Source organism: Arthrobacter sp. UYCu723 (assembly GCF_054059215.1).
Genome location: NZ_JBSSBW010000001.1, coordinates 1386593 through 1407545, shown reverse-complemented (window position 1 = coordinate 1407545; position 20953 = coordinate 1386593). Strand labels below are relative to the sequence as shown.

At 64.2% G+C, this 20953-nt stretch carries 20 protein-coding genes and 4 pseudogenes; 9 read left to right on the top strand and 15 right to left on the bottom strand.

Going from position 1 to position 20953, the window contains the following annotated elements; all coding sequences use genetic code 11:
* Nucleotides 1–4: 4 nt before the first annotated feature.
* The 5 genes from ACVWZ8_RS06515 to ACVWZ8_RS06495 all read left to right on the top strand — a co-directional run bounded on the left by ACVWZ8_RS06515 (nt 5) and on the right by ACVWZ8_RS06495 (nt 5234).
* The gene (locus ACVWZ8_RS06515; protein WP_426975708.1) at nt 5–601 is read left to right on the top strand and encodes an RNA polymerase sigma factor; all 597 of its coding nucleotides are present in this window, start codon (nt 5–7) and stop codon (nt 599–601) included.
* Nucleotides 567–1622 (top strand): CU044_5270 family protein, encoded by a 1056-nt coding sequence (locus tag ACVWZ8_RS06510; protein ID WP_456504161.1) that lies wholly within the window; start codon nt 567–569, stop codon nt 1620–1622. The genes ACVWZ8_RS06515 and ACVWZ8_RS06510 overlap by 35 nt, the downstream gene beginning before the upstream one ends.
* Nucleotides 1623–1765: 143 nt before the next feature.
* A complete protein-coding gene (locus ACVWZ8_RS06505; RefSeq protein ID WP_426975710.1) occupies nt 1766–2293 on the top strand; it encodes a PadR family transcriptional regulator in 528 nt (175 codons plus the stop codon).
* Nucleotides 2290–3003, top strand: coding sequence for an ABC transporter ATP-binding protein (locus ACVWZ8_RS06500; RefSeq protein ID WP_456504160.1), 714 nt, complete (start codon nt 2290–2292; stop codon nt 3001–3003). Before ACVWZ8_RS06505 ends, ACVWZ8_RS06500 begins: the two co-directional genes overlap by 4 nt.
* Before the next feature lie 8 nt (nt 3004–3011).
* The gene (locus ACVWZ8_RS06495; protein ID WP_456504159.1) at nt 3012–5234 is read left to right on the top strand and encodes an FtsX-like permease family protein; all 2223 of its coding nucleotides are present in this window, start codon (nt 3012–3014) and stop codon (nt 5232–5234) included.
* A 411-nt stretch (nt 5235–5645) separates the two neighbouring features.
* Here ACVWZ8_RS06495 and ACVWZ8_RS06490 read toward each other — a convergent pair whose 3' ends face one another.
* From ACVWZ8_RS06490 to ACVWZ8_RS06470, 5 genes are all read right to left on the bottom strand, one after another.
* On the bottom strand, nt 5646–5975 hold the full coding sequence (locus ACVWZ8_RS06490) for a nucleoside triphosphate pyrophosphohydrolase family protein (RefSeq protein ID WP_426975713.1): 330 nt from the start codon (nt 5973–5975) through the stop codon (nt 5646–5648).
* A gap of 101 nt (nt 5976–6076) precedes the next feature.
* On the bottom strand, nt 6077–6556 hold the full coding sequence (locus ACVWZ8_RS06485; RefSeq protein ID WP_426975714.1) for a histidine phosphatase family protein: 480 nt from the start codon (nt 6554–6556) through the stop codon (nt 6077–6079).
* A 371-nt stretch (nt 6557–6927) separates the two neighbouring features.
* Nucleotides 6928–7293: a GNAT family N-acetyltransferase gene (locus ACVWZ8_RS06480; RefSeq protein ID WP_426975715.1), complete on the bottom strand. Its 366-nt coding sequence runs from the start codon at nt 7291–7293 to the stop codon at nt 6928–6930.
* An 88-nt stretch (nt 7294–7381) separates the two neighbouring features.
* Nucleotides 7382–7786 (bottom strand): NUDIX domain-containing protein, encoded by a 405-nt coding sequence (locus ACVWZ8_RS06475; RefSeq protein ID WP_426975716.1) that lies wholly within the window; start codon nt 7784–7786, stop codon nt 7382–7384.
* A 117-nt stretch (nt 7787–7903) separates the two neighbouring features.
* Nucleotides 7904–8206, bottom strand: a complete 303-nt coding sequence (locus ACVWZ8_RS06470; RefSeq protein ID WP_426975717.1) for a DUF4193 domain-containing protein — start codon at nt 8204–8206, stop codon at nt 7904–7906.
* Between the two features lie 261 nt (nt 8207–8467).
* Here ACVWZ8_RS06470 and ACVWZ8_RS06465 point away from each other — a divergent pair, with 261 nt between their 5' ends.
* Nucleotides 8468–8953: a hypothetical protein gene (locus ACVWZ8_RS06465; protein WP_426975718.1), complete on the top strand. Its 486-nt coding sequence runs from the start codon at nt 8468–8470 to the stop codon at nt 8951–8953.
* Nucleotides 8954–9095: 142 nt separating this feature from the next.
* Here ACVWZ8_RS06465 and ACVWZ8_RS06460 read toward each other — a convergent pair whose 3' ends face one another.
* The 3 genes from ACVWZ8_RS06460 to ACVWZ8_RS06450 all read right to left on the bottom strand — a co-directional run bounded on the left by ACVWZ8_RS06460 (nt 9096) and on the right by ACVWZ8_RS06450 (nt 11168).
* Complete coding sequence (locus tag ACVWZ8_RS06460; protein ID WP_456504158.1) at nt 9096–9581, bottom strand: hypothetical protein; 486 nt, start codon at nt 9579–9581, stop codon at nt 9096–9098.
* Nucleotides 9578–9850, bottom strand: a complete 273-nt coding sequence (locus ACVWZ8_RS06455; RefSeq protein ID WP_456504157.1) for an ester cyclase — start codon at nt 9848–9850, stop codon at nt 9578–9580. Before ACVWZ8_RS06455 ends, ACVWZ8_RS06460 begins: the two co-directional genes overlap by 4 nt.
* 145 nt (nt 9851–9995) lie before the next feature.
* Entirely contained in the window at nt 9996–11168 is a 1173-nt protein-coding gene (locus ACVWZ8_RS06450) for a GGDEF domain-containing protein (protein ID WP_456504156.1), read from the bottom strand.
* A gap of 198 nt (nt 11169–11366) precedes the next feature.
* Here ACVWZ8_RS06450 and ACVWZ8_RS06445 point away from each other — a divergent pair, with 198 nt between their 5' ends.
* Nucleotides 11367–12389, top strand: coding sequence for a PHP domain-containing protein (locus tag ACVWZ8_RS06445; protein ID WP_456504155.1), 1023 nt, complete (start codon nt 11367–11369; stop codon nt 12387–12389).
* Between the two features lie 38 nt (nt 12390–12427).
* On the opposite strand, the pseudogene ACVWZ8_RS06440 reads toward ACVWZ8_RS06445, so the two are convergent.
* The 4 genes and pseudogenes from ACVWZ8_RS06440 to ACVWZ8_RS06425 all read right to left on the bottom strand — a co-directional run.
* A pseudogene (locus ACVWZ8_RS06440) lies at nt 12428–12997 on the bottom strand (ISL3 family transposase); the annotation flags it as partial.
* A gap of 3 nt (nt 12998–13000) precedes the next feature.
* Nucleotides 13001–13954: pseudogene (locus ACVWZ8_RS06435) on the bottom strand (ISAs1 family transposase); the annotation flags it as partial.
* 220 nt (nt 13955–14174) lie between these two features.
* Nucleotides 14175–14309, bottom strand: a pseudogene (locus tag ACVWZ8_RS06430) (ISL3 family transposase); the annotation flags it as partial.
* Nucleotides 14310–14433: 124 nt separating this feature from the next.
* Nucleotides 14434–15681 carry an IS256 family transposase gene (locus tag ACVWZ8_RS06425; RefSeq protein ID WP_456504154.1) on the bottom strand — a complete coding sequence of 416 codons (1248 nt, stop codon included), beginning with the start codon at nt 15679–15681 and terminating at the stop codon, nt 14434–14436.
* Between the two features lie 302 nt (nt 15682–15983).
* Here ACVWZ8_RS06425 and ACVWZ8_RS06420 point away from each other — a divergent pair, with 302 nt between their 5' ends.
* Nucleotides 15984–16724 carry a hypothetical protein gene (locus ACVWZ8_RS06420; RefSeq protein ID WP_456504153.1) on the top strand — a complete coding sequence of 247 codons (741 nt, stop codon included), beginning with the start codon at nt 15984–15986 and terminating at the stop codon, nt 16722–16724.
* A 136-nt stretch (nt 16725–16860) separates the two neighbouring features.
* Nucleotides 16861–17886 carry an IS30 family transposase gene (locus ACVWZ8_RS06415; RefSeq protein WP_456504152.1) on the top strand — a complete coding sequence of 342 codons (1026 nt, stop codon included), beginning with the start codon at nt 16861–16863 and terminating at the stop codon, nt 17884–17886.
* A gap of 126 nt (nt 17887–18012) precedes the next feature.
* On the opposite strand, the gene ACVWZ8_RS06410 is transcribed toward ACVWZ8_RS06415, so the two are convergent.
* The 3 genes and pseudogenes from ACVWZ8_RS06410 to ACVWZ8_RS06400 all read right to left on the bottom strand — a co-directional run bounded on the left by ACVWZ8_RS06410 (nt 18013) and on the right by ACVWZ8_RS06400 (nt 20844).
* Nucleotides 18013–18429, bottom strand: a complete 417-nt coding sequence (locus ACVWZ8_RS06410) for a hypothetical protein (RefSeq protein ID WP_456504151.1) — start codon at nt 18427–18429, stop codon at nt 18013–18015.
* A gap of 360 nt (nt 18430–18789) precedes the next feature.
* Entirely contained in the window at nt 18790–19218 is a 429-nt protein-coding gene (locus ACVWZ8_RS06405) for a nucleoside deaminase (RefSeq protein ID WP_456504150.1), read from the bottom strand.
* Nucleotides 19219–19463: 245 nt separating this feature from the next.
* A pseudogene (locus tag ACVWZ8_RS06400) lies at nt 19464–20844 on the bottom strand (IS1380 family transposase).
* Nucleotides 20845–20953: the final 109 nt, after the last annotated feature.

Genomic DNA, 20953 nt, shown 5'->3' with positions numbered 1-20953 from the left:
TAGTGTGAGCACAGACAACGACATCATCAGGCGGTCCCGGGCCAGCCCAGCAATTTTCGGGGAGTTGTACGACAGACACGCCTCAGTCATCTACAGATACGCCGCCAGAAGGGCCGGCGACTTCGCCGCCGACGACGTCACGTCGGAGACCTTTCTGGTCGCCTGGGAACAGCTGGAAACCTACGACCTTGACCGGGAAGATGCCCGGCCCTGGCTGTTCGGCATCGCCATCAATCTGCTCCGGCGGCACCACCGGGCCGAAGCCAAGGTGCTGAAAACCGCGGCGAAAGCGGCTTCACGGGAAGCCGTGGCTGATGCTTCGGACCGGATCGCCGGCCAGGTGGACGCCGGTGTGGCCACCGGGCGCATCGCCGGCACGCTGAAGTCCATGGCCGCCATCGACCGCGAAACGCTGCTGCTCTACGCCTGGGCAGACCTGACCTATGAGGGCATCGCCCTGGCCATGGACGTTCCGGTGGGCACCGTGCGGTCCCGCCTGAACCGCGCCCGCCGGACACTGCGGACCCAGCTCAACCTCGGAATACTTGATGAAACGGAGAACGACCATGGACGACTTGCAGCTGCTCCGCGAAATGCGTAGCGACATCGGCTCCGCCCCACCGGCCACCCTGGCCCGCGGCCGCACCAAACTCATGGCCAGGATCGACTCCGCTTCCCGTCCCGGGGCAACGACCAGTACGCACGCTCCAGCCAAGGTGAGTCCGATCCGCATCCGGCGCCGCATTGCGCTGGCCTCGGCAGCGGCAGCTTTCCTCGTGGGCGTCATCGTGGCGGCCGATGTTGTTCTGCCCGACCGTCCGGGAGCAACTGCCGAAGCAGCCGAGGTCCTGAACAACGCCGCGGCGGCAACCATCAAGACCTCCGACCCGGTGGTGGGACCGGGCCAGTACCTGAAAATCGAAACGACCGCCCTCTACGGCGCAAGCAGTGGTGGTACGGGGGGAAGCGTGTCCTGGCGGGAAAAAACCGGGGGCCAGGTCTATGTTCCGGCAGACCGGAAGGGGGAATGGGTCTGGAACCGTGAAGACCCTGTTCCTATGCAGTTCTCCAGTGAAGCCGCCAAGGCCGTAGAAGCCGAGATACGGAAAGCACGGCCGACGGAAGGGCGGCCCCTGCTGGTCGGGATTCTGCGTGCCCCGGGGGGCGCTTTCTACGGGAACGAGCAAACAGTCCTTAACGGCACGCCCCTCAACGAAGCCGGCAGCCTGCCCAAGGATCCATGGGCCCTGCTGGACGTCATCTACGAGCGGACAAAAGGCTCCGGGAAGTCCCCTGAAATAAAGGCCTTCGGTGCGATCGCGGATGCCCTGCGCACCGGCGTCATCCCTGCCGACCTGCGCGCCGCCCTATACAAGGCCGCCGCGCTCATCACCGGCGCCACCGTCGTGGATAAGCAGGCAACAGTTGACGGCAGGACGGGCATCGCCATCGGCATCCCGTCCCCGGATGGAGGATCCCGGACGGAGATCATCATTGATCCCGCCTCGGGACTGGTGATCGGCGAACGGGACGTCCTGCAGAAGGATTACCCTGATTCCCCCGCAGGAACAGTCATGTCCTGGACCTCCGTGCGGACGTCCGTGGTGAACTCCGCCCCCTAAGCTCCATCGGACAAGAATGGCCGCCTGGAAAGCTCAATTCCAGGCGGTCATTGCCCGCTCGCCTCGCCTCCGCCGCACGACACGGCCAGATCCAGTGATGCGAAGCTGGCGTCACACTATTCACTCAGTGTATAGATGGAGGGGTGAACAACTCCCTCACCCTGCTGGGCCTTCTCAGCCGCCAGCCCAGCTACGGCTACGACCTCAAGCACTCCTATGATCGCTATTTCGGGGCCGGGAAGCCCCTGGCCTTCGGGCAGGTGTATTCCACTCTGGCCCGGATGATCCGTGACGAGCTGATCCGCGCCCTGGGTGAGGAGACCGGCGGCGGTCCGGACCGCAAGAAGTACGAGATCACCGTTGCCGGCATGGACAAGGTGCGCGAGTGGTTGTTCACCCCGGATGTTCCATCGGAGACGCTTCAAAGCAACCTCTTTGCCAAGACCGTGATCGCCTTGCTGATCGACGATGACGCCGACCGGCTGCTCGACGTGCAGCGCAGCGAACACATGGCCCGCATGCGCGAACTGACCCGCCTGAAGCAGGACGCGGACCTGCTGCGGGTCCTGATGTGCGACCACGGCCTGTTCCACATCGAAGCCGACCTGCGCTGGATCGACCTCACCAGCGCCCGCCTCACCCGACTCAAGAAGGAGCTCCAGAGCGCATGAACACCAATGACACCACTGCACCCATCCTCAGTGCCCGCGGCCTGCACCACTCCTTCGGGCAGACCGAGGCCTTGCGGGGCATCGACCTCGACGTCCACGCAGGCGAAGTACTCGCCGTCGTGGGCCCGTCCGGATCCGGCAAGTCCACGCTGCTGCACTGCCTGGCCGGTGTTCTTGTCCCCGACGGCGGTTCGGTGACGTACAGTCCAGCAGGCCGGTCCCCGATGGAGATCAGTGCCCTCGGTGAGCCGAAACGGGCCCGGCTGCGGCTGACGGATTTCGGGTTCGTCTTCCAGTTCGGCCAGTTGCTGCCGGAGCTCACAGCGGTGGATAACGTCAGCATCCCGCTGCTCCTAGCCGGGACCAGGCGCCCGGAGGCGCTGCGCCGGTCGGCGGACCTGCTGGAACGCCTCGGCCTGGACGGGTTGGGCGCGAAGCTGCCCGGTGAACTGTCCGGAGGCCAGGCCCAACGAGTCGCCGTAGCCCGTGCCCTGGTGACCTCCCCTGCCGTGCTGTTCGCCGATGAGCCCACCGGCTCCCTGGATTCCCTCGCCTCAGAGAACGTGCTGACGCTCATGCTCGAGCTTGTCCGCGAAGCGGGCACCACCGTAGTGATGATCACCCACGATGCCCGCACCGCCGCATATGCGGACCGGGAAGTCATCGTGCGCGACGGCGCAATCAGCGCCGGCTACCGGGTGTCCGCGTGAATCCCGGGTTGCTCAAACTGGCAGTCGTCGGCAGCCGGTCCGCCTACGGCCGACTCGCCGGAATCGCTGGAGGGATCGCCGTCGGAGTATGCCTGCTGTTGTTGCTCTGGGGCGGCGCCAACGGACTGAGCGCCCGCGATGACCGCGGTGCCTGGCTGCGCGTGGACGGGAGCCTATCGGCCAGTACCCCGGTGGCCGCCGGCGATCCCGCCGCCGCGGGACCGGCAACACCAGCGCCTTTGACAGCCGACACTGTGCTCATGAGGACAAACCCGGTGGAGGTCTTCCGCGACCAACTGATCAACCGCCGCGATTTCGCGGCACTGAGCTCGGCCACCGTAAAAATTCCCGGGATCGATCATCTTCCGGCGCCCGGCCAATACTATGCCTCCCCTGCCCTCCAGCGCCTGATCGAGTCAACGCCACGGGACGAGCTTGGAGACCGTTTCGGGCAGTTTGCCGGCACGATTGACGATGCCGCCCTGCCCGGACCGGATTCCCTGATCGTCATCACGGGAGCAACGGAAACCGAACTCCGCCAGAGCGGGAGAGCTTTCCTGGTGTCAGACTTCACGACCAACCCTTATGGTGGCAGTGCGGCCGCCTACAGCACGGTGCTGTCCATCGGGGCCATTGCGGTGTTCTTCCCCGTGCTGCTGCTGATCAGCATCGCCACCGGCCTGGGCGCGGTCCAGCGCCGGGAACGTTTCGCGACCCTGCGCCTCATTGGCGCATCCCCACAGGTAATTTCGCGGATCGCCGCCGTCGAAACCGCTGTCCCCAGTCTGGTCGGTGCACTGCTGGGCGTCGTGCTGGCCGCCGTGCTGAGGCCGGCTGCCGCACAGATACCGGTCAATGGAAGCAGGATGTTCGAAGCTGATCTGGGCGCCGGGTGGGTGGCTGCCACCGCCGTCGTCGCCGTGGTGGTCGCGGCCTCGGCACTGGTGGCCGCGCACCGCACGGCCCGGGCAGGCATTGGCCCCCTGGGGGTGACGCGTGCCGTGCACGAAAAGACACCCACCATGTGGCGGATCGTGCCCTTGCTGGCCGGACTGGCCGCCATGATCACGGCTGTCGTCATCATCCGGATCCTGGAAGTGCGCCTGCCGTGGCTGGAATCACCGCTGCTCATCGGCGGTTTTGTGCTGATCCTGGTGGGCATCGTGGTCATCGGACCCTGGCTGACCCAGCTGGTGAGCCGGATCGGGCTGCGCCAGGCGCGGAGCGCTGCGGCAGTCATTGCCGCCAGCCGGATCCAACGAACCCCGGTGGCGACATTCCGTTCCGTATCGGGGCTCGTCATCGCAGTGTTCGTCGTCTCCGTCTTCGCCGGAGCATCCAGCATCATCGAGACCGCAGAGACGCCGCCGGCCCGCCCGGGTCTGCTCCAGCCCACCAGCCTCCACGCGACCGTGGGCACCGGACACACCACTGACGTGGTCTCGGAAGCCGCGCGCAAGGCCAAGGAACTGCCTGGAATCCGGAGCGCCACCGTCGGCTACGGCCCGGCAGCCCTCTCCGGAAGGGATGCAGGCCCTGAAATCTACCTTCGCGCCGCGGATGCTCCCGGCCTGGGATTCGAGGACATTCCGGCAACAGAGGCCGTTGCCGTTGATTCGTCGTTCCTCTACTTCTGGACAACGCAGCCACTTGCCCTGACCCCGGCTCCCGCCGGAACCCTGGACGGACTGGTACCGGTCGTGATTGTGCTCGGCACCGATGGGACTCCCGAGGCCATGGACCGCGCCCGGACAGCGCTGAACGGTTCAGGCATCACGGCCATCCCGGCCACCTCCCCGTTGGACATCAAATTGCAGTCCGCCACCCGCCTGATTCAAGGCCTGGCGGTGCTCGCCTACCTCGGCATGTTCGTCGCAATCGCAATTGCCGGCCTGTCCCTGGCCGTCGCCACCGCCTCCGCCGTCCTGGACCGGAAACGCGTCCTCGGCCTGATGCGGCTGATGGGAATGCCGGTCTCCGTCCTGCGCCGGATCATCACCCGCGAGGCAGCCGTCCCGCTCCTGACCGTGCTGCTGCTCTCGATCGGACTCGGGTTCCTCGTGGCCTGGCTGATGGTCACCGGCATCAACGACGCCTACCGGGTGACCTGGCCGGCGCCCGACTACTTCGCAGCTTTGGGCCTCAGCCTGCTCCTGGCCCTCGGCGCGGTGGCCGCAACCTTCAGCCTCATCCGGGGCAATACAGCAATGACGGTTACACGCTTCGAATAGGAGCGCCACGGCCCGCACGAAGGTTGTCCCATCGGTGCCAGGAGGCCCCGACCAGGAAGTCTGGTCGGGGCCTCACTTGCCGCCTCATTGGCCCGTCGCACTTCCTTGGGACTGACACGCCAATCGTTTGCGATCAGCGGGCTCGGCGGAGGCGTAGCAGGCTGCGGACCGTGGCAAAACTTTCTGGGTCAATGCGCGGCGCCCGGAAAACTCACGTTGCAATATCCGATTTTTTGGATATGCGTGTATAGCCTCTGATACGCGGCTGCTTGCAGCATGCGCCCGGGAACTCCGACGACAATAATTCTGGTCCGGGGCTTCTACGGTGCTCACTGTCTCGCAGCATCATAGACATCCCGCCGGTCCGGCGAGGGACGGGCGGGACGCACGGATCCGAGAAAAAATGCCCGCTTACGAGTTGGCCGGCTCCGCCCGGGACGGATGCCACCGAAGCCATTTGTCGTCCACGGCGCCGAGTACGTCGATGCCATGGTGCCTTGCCAGGAGGAGGATATGAGCGAAAACGTCGGCTATTTCAGCTTTGAAATTGTCCTCAATTTCGACTTGGCTCAACCCCTTGGATCGTGCCTGTCCGGTCTTCATAAGGTATGCCTGCGTGAGCTCTCCGACTTCTTCATGAAGCTTGAGTGTGTACCAGTTCGAGTCTCGCTCGATTCCATTTGTTCGCGCATACCTTTCAGATACGTCTTCTAATTCTTGCTCGAGTTGGCTCAGATCCATGGGGCAACCCTAAGGCCGCCTTGACGTGAGGGGTCAAAGGCACGCGGGCCAGATGTTCGCAGCTCGGCGACGACAATCTCATGGACTCATGGACTCATGGACTAGGCCTGGTCTGGGTCCAGATGATCGACATCGGTGAGAGCGACCACGGTGCGGTTGCGCCAGAATTTGTCCTGCCGCAGGTGAGTGATCGCCCCGGGTTTGGTCGCGAAGGATACGAAGCCTGCTGCTTCCACGGGGACCTGCAGCCACGTGGTGATGACGAAGGTCTGTGCATAGCCGTGTGTGACGACGATGTGGTCGTGGGCGCGGTCGGCCATCAACTCGCGCACGCACGCGCCGATCCTGGCCGCGACCTCGCGGCGGGTCTCCGCACCGGGGATGGGGCCGCGGTGATCAAGCCGATCGTGGTCGGGCGCCGGGACCTGCCGGTGGGCGAGCCAGCCGTTCGGCCGTCCCTCGGCTTCGCCGAAACTGATCTCCCGCAGCCGTGCATCCGGTGTGACGGGGGCGCCGAGCACGGTGGCAATGATCTGAGCGGTATCGGTGCAGCGGGCGAGGTCGGACGTGGTGATGCGCACCGGCCGTCTGGGCGACGGCGGCGCTCCAGTTCCTCCGCAACAAGGCCGGCGTCGCGGCGTCCGAGCGGGGTCAACTGCGAGTCATACCAGCCGCCGACGAGGTCAAGCTCCGTGTGCTCAGCGTGCGGATGGGTCACGACGTAGATCTCATGCATGGGCTGCCTTCCCCGAATATGTATCAGTGCAGGATTGGGGGTCGGCCGGACGGAGCCGGGAGTACATGTACAGATCCTTGCGCCGTCCGCCGATCTCTTGCCAGCTCCGCAGCAGCCCCTCGCGGGCATAGCCGCTGCGCTCGGCTGCGCGCCACGAGCCCTCGTTCCACGGCTCCACGTATAGCTCCAACCGGTAAATGCCTGACCTGGCAAGGCCTAACTGGAGAGGGCGTTCAGTGCTGTGGACGCGGCGCCTTTGCCCCGGTGGCTTGGCGCGATCCAATACCCGATGCTCGCCCGCCCCTGGTTTATGTTTTTCAACCACAGCCCGATCTGCCCGACCGCCCGGTTAGATGTTGCATCGGCTATTGCGAAGGAATAACCGGATCTGTTGGCCAGGCGTTGGTGCTGCCTTTCGATGAAGGACAGGGCTGCCAGTCTGGATCGGCTAGCGGGAACCGTCGTGATTAACGGGATCAGCGGATCCCTCGACGCTTCCTGGACAAGCGCAATATCACTGGCTGCAAACGGACGGAGCAGGTACGGTGGGGCATCAATTATGGGCTGATCCAGGGCATCCATTCACCAAACTCTACGGGCGGCCTCGGACTGCTGCTGTTGGCCTGCCGCAAGCCGTGCTTCACGCCGCCGGCATGCTCATTTCCACGGCTCAAGCCCCGATGCGACGCAGCACCTCCGCGTAGGCGTCATGGGCTAGTTCGAGCTGGAGGGCATCGCTGGGCGCGAACCATTTGACCTCGTCGTGCTCTTCTGCGGCAATATTCGCGGGGTTGCCTGACCATTCCGTGAGGACCCATCCGGAAAGAGCCAACCCGTCCGGCGAGTCCTCGTTTTCGCGGATGATGAAGTCGGGATCACCCGAAGGCGAGGCAACTATTACCGCGATTTCCTCACGAAGCTCACGAGTCAAAGCGTCGCCGGCCGTTTCGCCGTTCTCGACATGACCACCAGGAAAGTCCCACTTACCGGCATACCAGCGCACGGACGGGCGCCGGTGGCACAGGAGAACTCCCAAAGGCCCGACGAGCGCCCCGACTACAACACGATGGGTCATGGAACGAGTCGACCAGACAGGTTCGCGTCACACAAATCACAGCAGTCATGTCCGTCCGATGCACAAACCCCTACCGTTCGAGAAGACTCGAGCCTCGATCCATCCAGGCAGCGATCGTTAGCGTTCGCACTCGTTGCAATAGGCGTGGCCGTTTTTCTCACGGGCGAGCTGGGAGCGGTGCCTGACCAAGAAGCAGGAGTAGCAGGTGAACTCGTCTTTCTTTTGCGGGATCACCTGGACAGTGAGTTCTTCGGCGACGAATTCGCCGCCGGGGACGTCGAGCCCGTCCAGGCCGTCGGCTTCGTCCAGGTCCCGGACGACGCTTCGTGCGTCCGGGGCGTTGGCGGACTGCAGAGCCTCCAGGGAGTTGTTTTGTGATTCCTTGACGTCGGAGCGGGGTTCGTCGTAGTCGGTTGCCACTGAGGTGGTTCTCTTTTCTCGTGTTGCGGGTGTCGGCTATGCAACGTACACGATCTCGTCCGTATTCCATAGCCATTGGGCCGAACGAATTGCCTGTGGCGGCAGATTCGTGAAGTCCAGGGCAACCCGTGACCTCATGAGGTACTCGGGCGTCCAAGAGATGGTGTGAATTGTCAGGGCCTGCGCAGACGCTGGCCAGGGAGCCTAACGGGTGCCAAACGGACCGGGCAGTTTCGAAGTGTCGCTCTGTAGGCTGTAAAAATGCCGACTGAATTTGTTGTGGGCCTCGCCGTGGTTGTTTTGCTGTTGCTGCTCTTGCGGCTTTTTGTTCCCGGATTGCCCCTGGTGGGGCTGGCAGCCAAACTGGCCGCCGTGGATTTCGCACTTGCCGCGGCGGGGCTGCTGGGCCTCATGCTTCACTGTGCGTCGATGTTCTATCAGCCGCTCGTTGCCTTTATCCCGGGCAGCGCCGCCATCACCGAGCAGATCAATTCTATGGGCACCGCCAGTGTGATCTGGTACGTCGTTCCGGCGCTTCTGCTCCTGGCGGGCCTTCGGCGGCAAAAACCGGTGGTCCTGACTGTTTTGGCCGCCTCGCTGCTGGCGGTCGGGCTGACCATGTACAGCGGCGCGCCGCTCTCCACCCATCTCGCTGCCATCTTTGCGGCCGGCGTGGTGACCGCGGCCATCATGTTCCTTCTCGTCCAGCCTCCCTGGCAGGTCCGGCCCGAGCCTCACCGGGATTAACAATGGTGGGCCCGTTCGGCCCGGCAGCCACTTTGTAGATCAGGCCCGTTGTAGATCACGCCCGCCCCTTCAGGAACGGAAGGGTGCCGCGGACCCTCACGGAGGCCCGCACCGTTGTCCGCCTGCGTCCGCCTGCGTCCGGTCAGGGCCGGCGGGGGAGGCCGGGGTGGAGTGCGTGCAGGGTGGTGGCGGTTACGATGCCGTAGGCCAGGTGGGGGATGATGTCGCTGGCCCAGTCCGTGGGTGACCAGGTGCGGGGGTCGGTGATTCCGAGCATGGTCATGGGTCCGTTGCTGCCAAGGAGTGCGCCGGCGGTCGCGGACAATGAGGAGCCGAGGAGTCCGGGCCGGTAGCCGGCCTCCCGGGCGAGGCCGAGGACGGCGCCGACGCCGGCGCCGACGACGAGCCCTGTGAGCGGGCCGAGTCCGGCGATGCGGTTGGTGCGTTCTTCCTCGTTGCCCTTGATGGTGAGGCCGGTGACGTCGGCGAGTTTTTCCACGGTCGCCTCCGGGGTGCTGCTGGCGGGACGGGCCCGCCAGACCATGTCCAGGTAGGTGAGGGTGTTCAGTGCTGTGGTCCCGGCGGCCCCGGCGGCGGCTCCTGCGGCGAGCGCGCGGATGAATCTCATGGCTGCGGTGCCAGGCCGGTGACCACGTAGGCGAGGGCGACGTCGTCGTCGGTGGCTGTGAGGTGTTCGACGGCGATGTTCAGATCCGGGAATGACGCGCGCCGTCCCGTGAACAGGTCTTTGAATCCCTGCGGGCCCGGTCCCTGTTCGGGTGCGGGGTCGTGGTCGACGCAAGCGGCCGCGACGACCACATCGAGGTGATCGAGCCTGCGGCTGTTCGCGGCGGCTCCGAAGCGCTCCTGAGCGTGGATATTTGCGTCCCTGGTCATGAATCCTCCGGTTGTGGTCATCGGGCCGGTCCGCGCGGACCGCCGCTGTGGTCATCTGTCATCCTGCCCGCTGATCCGTTAGGGAGCAAGGGAGCAGTGCGTGTCCCGCCACTTCTGCTGACCCACAGCGGCCCCGGTTCCGGCTTTAGTGGGCGGCCTTGCTGGCAAGGGCGAGGCCGACGACGGCGCGGTTGCGGCCCGCAGCCTTCGCCTCGTACAGGGCGCCGTCCGCTTCCCGGATCAGCCGCTGGAGCCCGCTGATGCGGTTCCGCGTGTCGACGATTCCGAAGCTCGCGGTGGCCGGCGGCGCGCCGTCGGGCAGGGAGCTGTGCTCAGCCAGCACCGCATTGATCCGGTCCGCGATCCGTACTGCCTCTTCCGCATCGACGCCGGTGAGCAGCATGGCGAATTCCTCGCCGCCGTAACGTCCCACCAGATCGGCGGTCCGCATCGCGGAGCGGCAGGCATCGCTGAAGGCCCGGATGACGCCGTCGCCCGCGTCGTGGCCGAATGCGTCATTGATGGCCTTGAAGCTGTCCAGGTCCGCCATGACAATCGCCGTTTCAAGGCCGGCGTCCAGGTTGTTCCGGAGCTGCTGTTGCGCCTGTTGCGTGAATTCACGGCGGTTCAGCAGCCCGGTGAGCGCATCCCGGGAGGCCAGTTCCTTCAGGTCCTCGGTCCGGCGGGCCGTGTTCAGTGCGGTGATGCTGGAGGAGACGACCACCAGCAGCACCATCGCCATCAGCAGGGTGACGCCGGTGCCGAACAGGAGCTGGAACAGCGCGTTCTGGGGTCCAAGGACGGCCAGCCCGGCCATCCGGCTGAGGTAGTAGGCGGCACAGACAGCGGTGGCGATGGCGAGCGAGCGCACCAGGTGCCAGGAGCTTGCCCGTTCGCGCCAGAGCTCGAGTGAGGCCAGCCCGATTGCCGTCCCCATCATGGCCAGCAGGACGATGCTGCCGATCCGGGTGTCGCCCGACGTGTGGACCGCGAAGCCAACCGTGCAGGCCGCAGCAGCGGGAAGGGCCAGCAGCACGGGGCGGACGCGTCGTCCCGCCAGGGAGCGTACGCCCGCCCAGACGCAGCCGGAACCCAGCACCATGACCCCGTTCCCCACGCTCGGCGCCCAGGCCACGCCCGAGACCTCGCCCAGGAAGTAGAAGACGGCGGCACAAAAAAAGGAGCCGACGGCGACGCACCACCAGCCGGCAAACGGTGCCCGGCTCTTCCGGTAAGTGTCGAAGTAGAACAGCACCAGCATGGTCAGCGTCATCACGGCGAAGACCACCATGAGCGTTGACCTGTCGAGTAGGACCATTTCCGAACGATTTCCAAGCTGCCGGAGGCGGCCCCCGGCAGACCCTCAGCGTAGTTCCCTGCCGGATCAGGCCCCGGCCGGGTCAAGTCTCTCAGAACCCGGACCGGCACCCGGGTTGCGACGCGGTCTGCGGCTGGCGCCCCATACGTCAGGGTTAGTTGAGGCCCGTGTGGGCCCGGCCTGGTGCAAGATGGTGGCATGGACGCCGCCGCTGCCCTCAATGAGATTGCATTCTGGCTCGAACGCGAGCTTGCCCCCACGTTCAAGGTGCAGGCGTTTCGGAAAGCCGCCGGAATCATCGCCGGGCTGGAACTGGGGGAGCTCGAGGCGCGGGCCCGGGACGGCCGGCTCAAGCGGACGAAAGGGATCGGGGACCGCACCTTGGAAGTCATCCGGGAAGCCCTCGACGGCGATGTGCCCGGCTATCTGGCGGGACTGCGCAGCCGTGGCTCCCACCCCCTGGCTGAAGGCGGCCGAGAGCTGCTGGGATTGCTTCGGGGAGATCTGCACAGCCACAGCGACTGGTCAGACGGCGGGTCTCCGATTGAGCTCATGGTGGACGCCGCGCAGCTGCTGGGCCGCGAATACCTTGCGCTGACCGATCATTCTCCGCGGCTCACCATCGCCAACGGGCTGAGCGCCGAGCGTCTGGAGCAGCAGCTCGACGTCGTGGCACGCATCAACGCCCGCAGCAACGGGGACTTCCGCCTGCTGCGCGGTATTGAGGTCGACATCCTCGAGGACGGCACACTGGACCAGACGCCGGAACTACTGGAGAGGCTTGATGTGGTGGTGGCAAGCGCCCACTCGAAGCTCCGCTCGGACAAGCGCACGATGACCCGGCGGATGCTCAACGCGATTGCAGACCCGCACACGGACGTGCTCGGCCACTGCACGGGCCGGCTGATTCAAGGGCCGAGGGGGACGCGCCCCGAATCGGAGTTCGACGCGGAACTGGTCTTCGCCGCCTGCGCGGAACACGACGTGGCGGTCGAGATCAATTCGCGGCCGGAACGCCAGGACCCGCCGGACCGGCTCATCCAGCTTGCCCTCGACGCCGGATGCCTGTTCAGCATTGACAGCGACGCGCACGCCCCGGGCCAGCTCGATTTCCTCCAGTACGGGGCCGAGCGGGCGGCAGCCAACGGCGTCCCGGCGGAGCGGATCATCACCACCTGGCCGCTGGAACGCCTGCTGGCCTGGGCCGCGTCCGGTAACTGAATCCGGCTGTTTTGTGGCTCTCCTGACTCTTCCGTGGGTCAATTTCGGCCGGGGAGCACCGGTCGGTGTCCGCCGAGGCTGAGCATGGCGAGGGCGATGAGGGCGTCGGGTGATTTGAAGCCGAAGGCGATGCGGGTGATGAGTCGGATTTTGGTGTTCATGGATTCGATGCGTCCGTTGGAGAGGCCGTGCTCGATTGCGGCGAGGATCGCGGCGCGGTGGTTGACGATGCTGCGTTGGAGTTTCACGAACGCGGGGATCCGGCAGCGGCGGGCCCAGCCGACCCATTTGTCGAGGGCTTCGGCGGCTTCGTCGAGGGGGAGTTTGAAGATCATGCGGAGGCCTTCTTTGAGGTAGTAGGCGCGGCCGAGGGTGGGGTCGGTGTGCACGACCCAGGCGAGCTCGACCTGCTGCTTCTCGGTGAGGTTCTCCGGGTTCTTCCAGTGCGCGTAGCGGGAGTTCTTGAGGCCGGCCGCTTGGGCGCTGTCCGGGCGGGCCGGCGCATCGGCAGCAGGCCGGCCTCGGCCCCGTCGCGCCTCGTTACTGCGGGCCGCCTTGCGGGCATCGTTCCACGCGGCCCGACGGACTTCATCGAGGGCGTCGGTGGCGAGGTTTCGCAGGGATGCCATGAGTCTCGGGGCGTTGCCTGTACGGATCTGGGATTTGTCTTCCAGATACGTGACGTCTCGGGTCCAGTGGAGCTGGTTCTCTATCGTCCAGTGCCCGCGGATCCAGGTGTTGAGGTCGGCGGCGCTGGCTTTGTCGGCCGGCAGGGATGTGATCACATAGACGGTCTCAACACGCCACTTCCTGCCGCTGAGTGTGCGGGATCGGCGGGTGATCCGTGCGGCCTGGGCCGCATGCGGGAACAGTATCCCGGCCTCGATCGTGACGACTTTGATGGCCCTGCTGCCAGTGCGGCCATGGCTACGATATTGGTGCCGGTTCCCTACCGGCACCTGCTCCCACGGCAGCGACTTCAATTGCCGCTGCAGACTCCTCTGGTTGCCCTTGACGCAAAGGACATAGTGCGCGCCACGGGTATGGAGATACTGCGCATGGGCGCGTTGGGTATGCATCGCATCTGCCGTAACCACAACACCGTCCAGGTCGTTGAACGTCTCCAGGAGGGTGGTAAACATGGTGATCTCATTCGTCTTGACGCCCACGTCAACTTGCCCCAGAACAGTGCCGGTGGCGTGGTCCACGGCGGCCATCAGATGCACCCGGGAGCCGCCACCATTCTTCGCTCCACGGACTTCTTTCCCGTCTATGGCAATGACAGCCGGCTTCACCTGAGCGGTGACCCAGGCGCCGATGGCGGTATCGAAAGCGTCCCCATCCACTCGGGCAAGCACGCGTTGCATGGTGGTCACGTGCGGGACGCTGATCCCCACTTTGGCCAGTGGCTTGCGTCCCGTGTCGGCCGCCCATTCAGCGATTTCAGCGAAAGACTTCGCCCCGGAAAGGACCGCGCAGATCGCCAGCACAAGGATCCCGGTCAGCCCATACCGGACGCCCCGGCGCTTCCTCGGATCAGGGACAGAAGCAAGGACCTCCCGCATCGTTCCCGGCGTCACGGCCGACTTCACATCCTCTGGGATGTGTTCCAACTGGCGAGCAAGGGACTTGATAGGGGAAGATGGCACGAAGGAACTCCTGGCTAAACAGCGATCTTGAACAATCACCTGTTTAACAGGAGTTCCCCTACTTTAAAAGCACCCCACCCGGCGCGTGTCAGCGCCTATCCGCCGGACGAGCTCGACGACTTTGCATCAGCCCTGTCCCGCACCGGTTCCGCATCGAGCCTGTCGGCCTGACCGAGGCGACCAGAACCCCGGATTCATCGTCAAATTCGATGGCCTCGACGACCGTTTTCTCGACACCGAGGAGAGTTCGCCATAGTCTTGCATTTCGCACGCCGTTTTCCCGTCTGAAAGTTTCTGTTCCTTGAACAGTCAGAAACCTAGACAGGAAGCGGCGTGCGGTTACGTCCCGCTGAGTGGTGGAGTTTTTCTCGACACCGTGCAGGTCAGTTATTTGATTATGCTGCCGTGAGTTCGGGGAGCAAAATCGTCTCCTCTATCGGCGTGGCGGGGGTCGTGTTCATGGCTTTGAGTTCGGCCATGGAGGCCTCGGAGAGGTAGCGGCGGTCGCCGGCTTCCCATTCGTCGTGTTGCTCGACCAGGACCGCGCCGGCGAGCCGGAGGAGGGCCGCCGGGTTGGGGAAGACTCCGACGACATCGGTCCGTCTTTTGATCTCTTTGTTGACGCGTTCCATGGGATTCGTGGACCAGATCTGACGCCAGTGCCTGGCGGGGAACCCGGTGAATGCGAGCACGTCATCCCGGGCGTCGCCGAGCATGGCGGCAACCTTCGGGTGGGATTTGAGGAGCATCCGGGTGACTTCGTCGAACTGGGTGTTCACGTGTCCGGCGTCGGGCTGGGCGAAGGCGGTGCGGATGATCGAGGCGACCATGTCCTGGGATCCCTTCGGCACGGTCGAGAGCACATTGCGCATGAAATGCACGCGGCAGCGCTGCCACGCCGCGCCTTGGAAAACCGTGCCGATGGCTTTCTTCAGGCCGCTGTGGGCGTCGGAGATCACCAGCTTCACTCCGTCCAGTCCGCGGGCCTTCAGGGACCGCAGGAACGCGGTCCAGAATCCCTCGTTCTCGCTGTCGCCGACATCGAACCCCAGGACTTCCCGCCGCCCGTCCGCGGCCACGCCGAAGGCGACCACGACAGCCTGGGACACGACGCGGTGCCCGACGCGGGCCTTGCAGTAGGTGGCGTCGAGGAACACGTACGGGTAGTCCATGGCCGAGAGATCGCGGTCCCGGAACGCACCGACTTCGTGGTCCAGGTCCTCGCAGATCCGGGACACCTCGGACTTGGAGATCCCGGTCTCGGCCCCGAGCGCTTTGACCAGGTCATCGACCTTCCGCGTGGAAACCCCGTGCAGGTAGGCCTCCATCACCACAGCGTAGAGGGCCTGGTCCACGCGGCGGCGGCGTTCCAGCAGGGCCGGGAAAAACGACCCGTTCCGCAGCTTGGGGATCTTCAGGTTCAGGTCCCCGGCGGTGGTCGTCAACGTCCTGGGCCGGGACCCGTTGCGTTGGGTGGTCCGTGCCTCGGAGCGTTCGAACGGGGCGGCGCCGATGAACGCGGTCGCCTCGGCCTCGATGAGCTGCTGGTACAGGGTTTCGGTCGCGGCACGTATTCGATCGGAGACGTCGGTGAGTTTCAGTTGGCCAAGGAGGTCAAGCAGGGCAGACTGGTCTAGAGCCATCGTGTGTTTGTGTCCTTTGTGAGTTCTTTGATCGGTTCTCACTGACCATCGCACGATGGCTCACGACGTTGCCGGAGCAACGCGTAACTGCTGAGATCTACACCACTCCACGGGACGTAACCCGGCGTGCGTTCGTTAAGGCGCGCTGAAAACGCCCACGGAAGAGTCAGGAGAGCCTGAAAAAAGGACATCATGGCTTCATCGAGCTTTGCTGAGGCCAGTCTGGACCATTGTCGTACTAGCTTTTCAGGGCCGCAGCCGCGACCCTCCGGGGAAGGGGAAAATCTATTTTCACGTTAGGGGTGATTGCCCTGACGATCGAGGTGTGTCGGCAGTGGCCGGAAATTTTCTTCCCCGGTCATGCCATCGGCGAGTTCGTACGCAATCTGGCGTACGCTCTGAGCGGCGCGGTTTTATTCAACTGGATACTTATCGAGATTCCAGCGCAGCGTCGTAGGCGTCTCGCTTATCCACGCCACCAACTGGCTCTCCAGTTCCTAGTCCAAAGCGGGCCTCTTATGCTCGCCTGGTATCGCGGTGCCGCTCAGCTATTGGGGGTGGAAGAACGTAGCCTGGATGCATGGGACCGGGCGAGTATAGAGAAATGTGTGCGCTCGATATATGAGAAAACCCCCGTTGTGGCTCAGGAGAGACGTCAACTACTCGGCGTAGCTATTAACGGCATTCAAGTGTCCTTGGATGGCCTGGAAGCGGCTGCTGACTTTCTTGATCCCGACGTGGCGGTAGCTCTATCTCTCTTTCCAGCCGCGAAAGGAATGCACCAGCTACAACCACTGGGGGCTGACGACCCGGAACCATGGAAGCGAGATGTTCATATTGCCTGGGAACTTCTCGAAGCGAGCAGGAGACTCTACGAAGCATTGCGGTCATGTGTGCCGGACCTTGAACTCAACGTTGAAGACGGAAACGTCATTTTTCCGGATAAATCAACTTGGCACGTGAGCTTGAACGAATTGGTCCGTGAGGCTCAACCGGATTCAAAAACGACTCTGTCAATGGAGAGTTCCGCCGTTTCGACCTGATAAGTGGAATGGGCCGGCTAGAGAACTAGCCGGGCCCATCGCGGATAGTAGGGGATTCGAACCCCTGAGGGAAGTTGCCCTCGGCGGTGTCATACCGTCGTAGCAACAACATTGGTTTGAGCGGTGGGAGTTGCTGGTGGTTCGCAGGGCGTTGGCGATGTCTGACAGGGCGGATATTGCGGTAGGCATCAAGGCGGGCTGGACGGACCGGCGGATCGGTGCGGATATTGGCCGTGATCACACGATCGTGTGGCGGGAGCGACGCCGCAATTCCACGAAGACGCGGGCATACCGGCCGGTCACGGCGGACGTGAACGCGGAGAAGCGGAGGTCGCGTCCGCAGACACGGAAGATCGATGGGAATCCGGTGCTGGAAGCCCGGATTCGCGCTGATTTGAAGAGGTCGAGAACGCCACGGCAGATCGCTGGGCGTTTGCAATTGGAAGCGTCAGAGCCCAGCGTTGAGATCATGACCAAATCCCCTGATGCCGACGGCGCTACCGTCTCCCACGAGGCCCTCTACAGGTGGATCTACGCCCTGCCTAAAGGCGAGCTGGCCAAGGCCGGGATACTGCTGCAATCCAAGCGCACGAAGCGGAAAAGCCGTAAGCCCCTGGGTGAGCGGACCGGCGGCCGGATCATCGGGATGGTCAGCATCGATGACCGGCCCGAGGAAGCGACCGACCGGCGTATTCCTGGCGCGTGGGAGGGGGATCTCATCGTGGGTAAGGGCGGTAAATCCGCTGTGGCAACGCTCGTGGAACGATCGAGCCGGTTCGTGATCATGCTCGGCCTGCCCGAAGGTAAGAAGGCACACGGCCTGGCGGACGTTCTCATTGACCGGGTCCACGATCTGCCGGCCCTGATGCGTGGCTCCCTGACGTGGGACCAGGGTACCGAGATGGCCCGCCACGCCGCCTTGACCGTGGCAACGGATCTGCCCGTCTACTTCGCCCACCCGCATTCACCATGGGAGCGGCCAACGAATGAGAACACCAACGGGCTCATCCGCGAGTACCTCCCCAAGGGCACAGAGCTGACCAGTCACCAGCCCTACCTGGACTCCATCGCCGACGAACTCAACGACCGCCCACGAAAAGTTCTAGGCTTCTACACGCCACGGGAAGTATTCAACAAGCTACTCAACGACAACGTTGCTTAGACGAGTTGACACCGCCCTCCCTAAAACGTCGGCCGCGAAATCGAGAACCGCGTCACCGGCAACGACAGCCTCCGGCTCAAAGACCAGGGACTGAAAACTGAGACGACGTCGGCCGTTGACTACGGCTCAGCGGACCGCCAGGAAGCCTTCGCGGCATCCCTGGCTACAACCGGAGCGAACGAAACCCAAATCCGAGGGCGCGCCGCTGCCGAACGCAGCGAGGGCACCCACCCCAGCGCAGCCGTCACCATGAGCAAAGACGCAGCTAAGGCCAAGAAGAGCCGCACAGGCGTAGCAGTGGGCTCCGAGAGGAGCAAAAGCGGCCCAGCCCTGTAGGGCGATACAAAAACGGGGGAACAACCAACAGGTGGCAGGGCCCTCGAACGCCAGGCCGGCGCCCATCTTCTCGCGGTCGTAGAAGGCCGTGTCGAAGCTCGTGGGCTTTCCGCCGCTGCTGAAGACCACGGGACGCCGCACGATGACGGCGGCGGCAAGGTCGTCGTTGCCCTCCGGGGCGAGTGGTGGGGCGAGCTCGTCCAGCACTGACCTTACCCCGATGCAGATCTGGCGTCAGGAACGGCATAACTGGAAATTCCAATTCCCCGCGTTGTCCGCACATACTGGCTGCCCGTCTTAACGGCCCCTATCGCTCCTTTGTGGGTCAGAGAAGGGGCCCTTTCCTTGGCTTGAGTCGAGCCGTCGTCCTGATGCAGCGCCAGGACTGGTAGCTCTGAGTGACGCCGGCGCAGTCACGGCTGGGAGCAGGGTTGTTGCATCGGCAGATGGCAAAAGGAGAAGAACGCCTGCGGTGCAGGACCACCAGGCGACAGGCGTATGATTCCGCGGCACGCGATAGCTTTGGCCGTATCTGATCTATTTCACCGGGCTCCTTCTGTGCGTGGATTACTCGGCGATGTCCTCCGCCCATAGTTCGGGGTGTTCATCCTGGAAGGTGCGCATCATCTCGACGCATCGGGCATCATTCAACACCACCACTTCGACGCCGCGTGAGCGGAGAAGTTCGAATTCGCCCAGGAACGTCTCGGCCTCGCCCACCACCACGCGCGGAATCTTGAATTGGATGATGGTCCCGGTACACATCGCACACGGCGCCAGGGTGGTGTACAGGGTTGTGTCCCGGTAGCTCTTCTGGCGTCCGGCCGCCCGCAGCGCCGACATCTCGCCGTGGGCGTTGTGGCCGCTGGCAATGACGACCCCGCCGCGGGCCAAGGCAGCACCGATCGGAATGCCGCCCTCTCGAAGGCTCTTTTGTGCGGCCTCGTAGGCAGCGTCGAAGACCTGGTCTGTGATGGTTCGTTCAGTTTCGGACATGGGTGCAGTCTAATTCGCGGGCGTCCAAGAATTATGGGTAAGGCCGCTGACGGCTTGATATTGGCCCGCGCTCAATGACTCAAAGACTCCGGCGGTGACAGACATCCGGTTTCATGCTGCAACGGTCAGCTCTAAGCCTGAATCCACCGGCCGGCTGTCGCTGATGGCCGGATGGCAGGACCTCGCTGTCCGGTGGTGTTCCACTGTTTCTTTCGGTTGCGCCGTATCGGCTGGATTGACAGGGTTCAGGCCGGTTTGGGCGGCGGGAAGATCGTGTCGAAGAGCTTTTCCCAACCGTCCTGCCACGGCCAGTTTTCGGGCAGATGCAGTCTGATACGCCGGGCCGAAGATGCGGTCCGGGCGGCGACGTTGATGATTTTGGTCCGGATCGTCACGGTGGTGGCTTTGGCGAAATGCCCTCCGGCGCGGGTGAGGTTGAACGCCATGGCCGCGGCGGCGAGCCAGGCGGCGTTGGCGTTGAACTTTCCGGAGGGCAGGTGGGCCAGCGGACCGGCGCGCAGATCGGAATGGACCTGCGCGATCACCGCGTGGGCGCGGTGGGTCTTATCCGCCTTGACGGTGTCCAGGACGTCTGCGGCGACGGTGGTGAAGAACGCGTGAAACCGGTGGGTGTGAAACAGGGTTTCCTGACCCGTGACGGCCTTGGGGTTCAGTTCCGGGACCCTGCGGACCACCAGCCTGCCGGCAACGCGGTCTTCATATTTCTTGGAAATGAACGCGGTGAACCCGATTTCGGCGACCTCGGCATCGGAGATCCAGGTGTTGGATTCCTCGTCGAAGATCGCATTGGTGTATTTGATCTTCTCCCACGCGGAGTCCGGGATCTTCGCGATGGCTTTCTTCACGTGCGGGTCCATCCGGGCCGTGATCGAGACTTTCGCGTCGGCCCGTGCCGCGGCGGTGACAACCGCGTGGTTGTAGAACGCGCTGTCCGCGCGCAGCAGCACCATGCCGTCCGCGTCCGCCGAACGCAGCCGATTCACGGTGGCGAGGGTGTCGGCCACGAATTTGCCGGCCCCGCGCCGAACTGGTGGCGCCTTTGCGCAGCCGCGCCCCGGTGATGACGGGTGCGGCCTCGTTGGTGGTGACGGTCCCGATCAGCGCGTTCAGGCCCTTGACGCCGTTGTCCCCGTAACCGGCGCCCTGCTTCTGATAGCCGTAGGTCGCCTTGACCGTGTCGTCGATATCGACCAGTGCCAGAGCGTCGATCCCGGCCGTGACCGGGGCGGCCCTGGCCAATGCGGGCAGCCAGCGGGAGGCGACCGCGTCGAGCTGGCGGACATGGCCGAAAGTGAACGTCCGCAGAAACGATCCCAGCGTCGAAGGCGCGTAGGCGCCCTTGAACAGTTTCCCCATCCCACCGTGGCGCAGCAGTCCCATATCATCGATGGAATCGGCGCCGGCAACCATCCCGGCGACCAGGGCCGTGACCTTCAACCCCGCGTTGGCACCGAAATAGTCCGGCAGTTTCAGATGCTCATCGACCAGTTCCCCGAGCCCGGTTTTCCCGGCCAGACCCATGACCGGGACCAGCCCCGCGGCCGACACGAGATTCGGATCATCAAAAGCGCTGGAAATAGCCGACTGGGTATGGAAAAGTTGCATCTACGGAATGCTCCTCTGCAAGGCGAAAACGGAACTCTAGACAAGTCCTATTTTCCCTGATCAGAAGGGCATTTCCGGTTTAAAACGCCGGACCGGCCCAAACCCAACC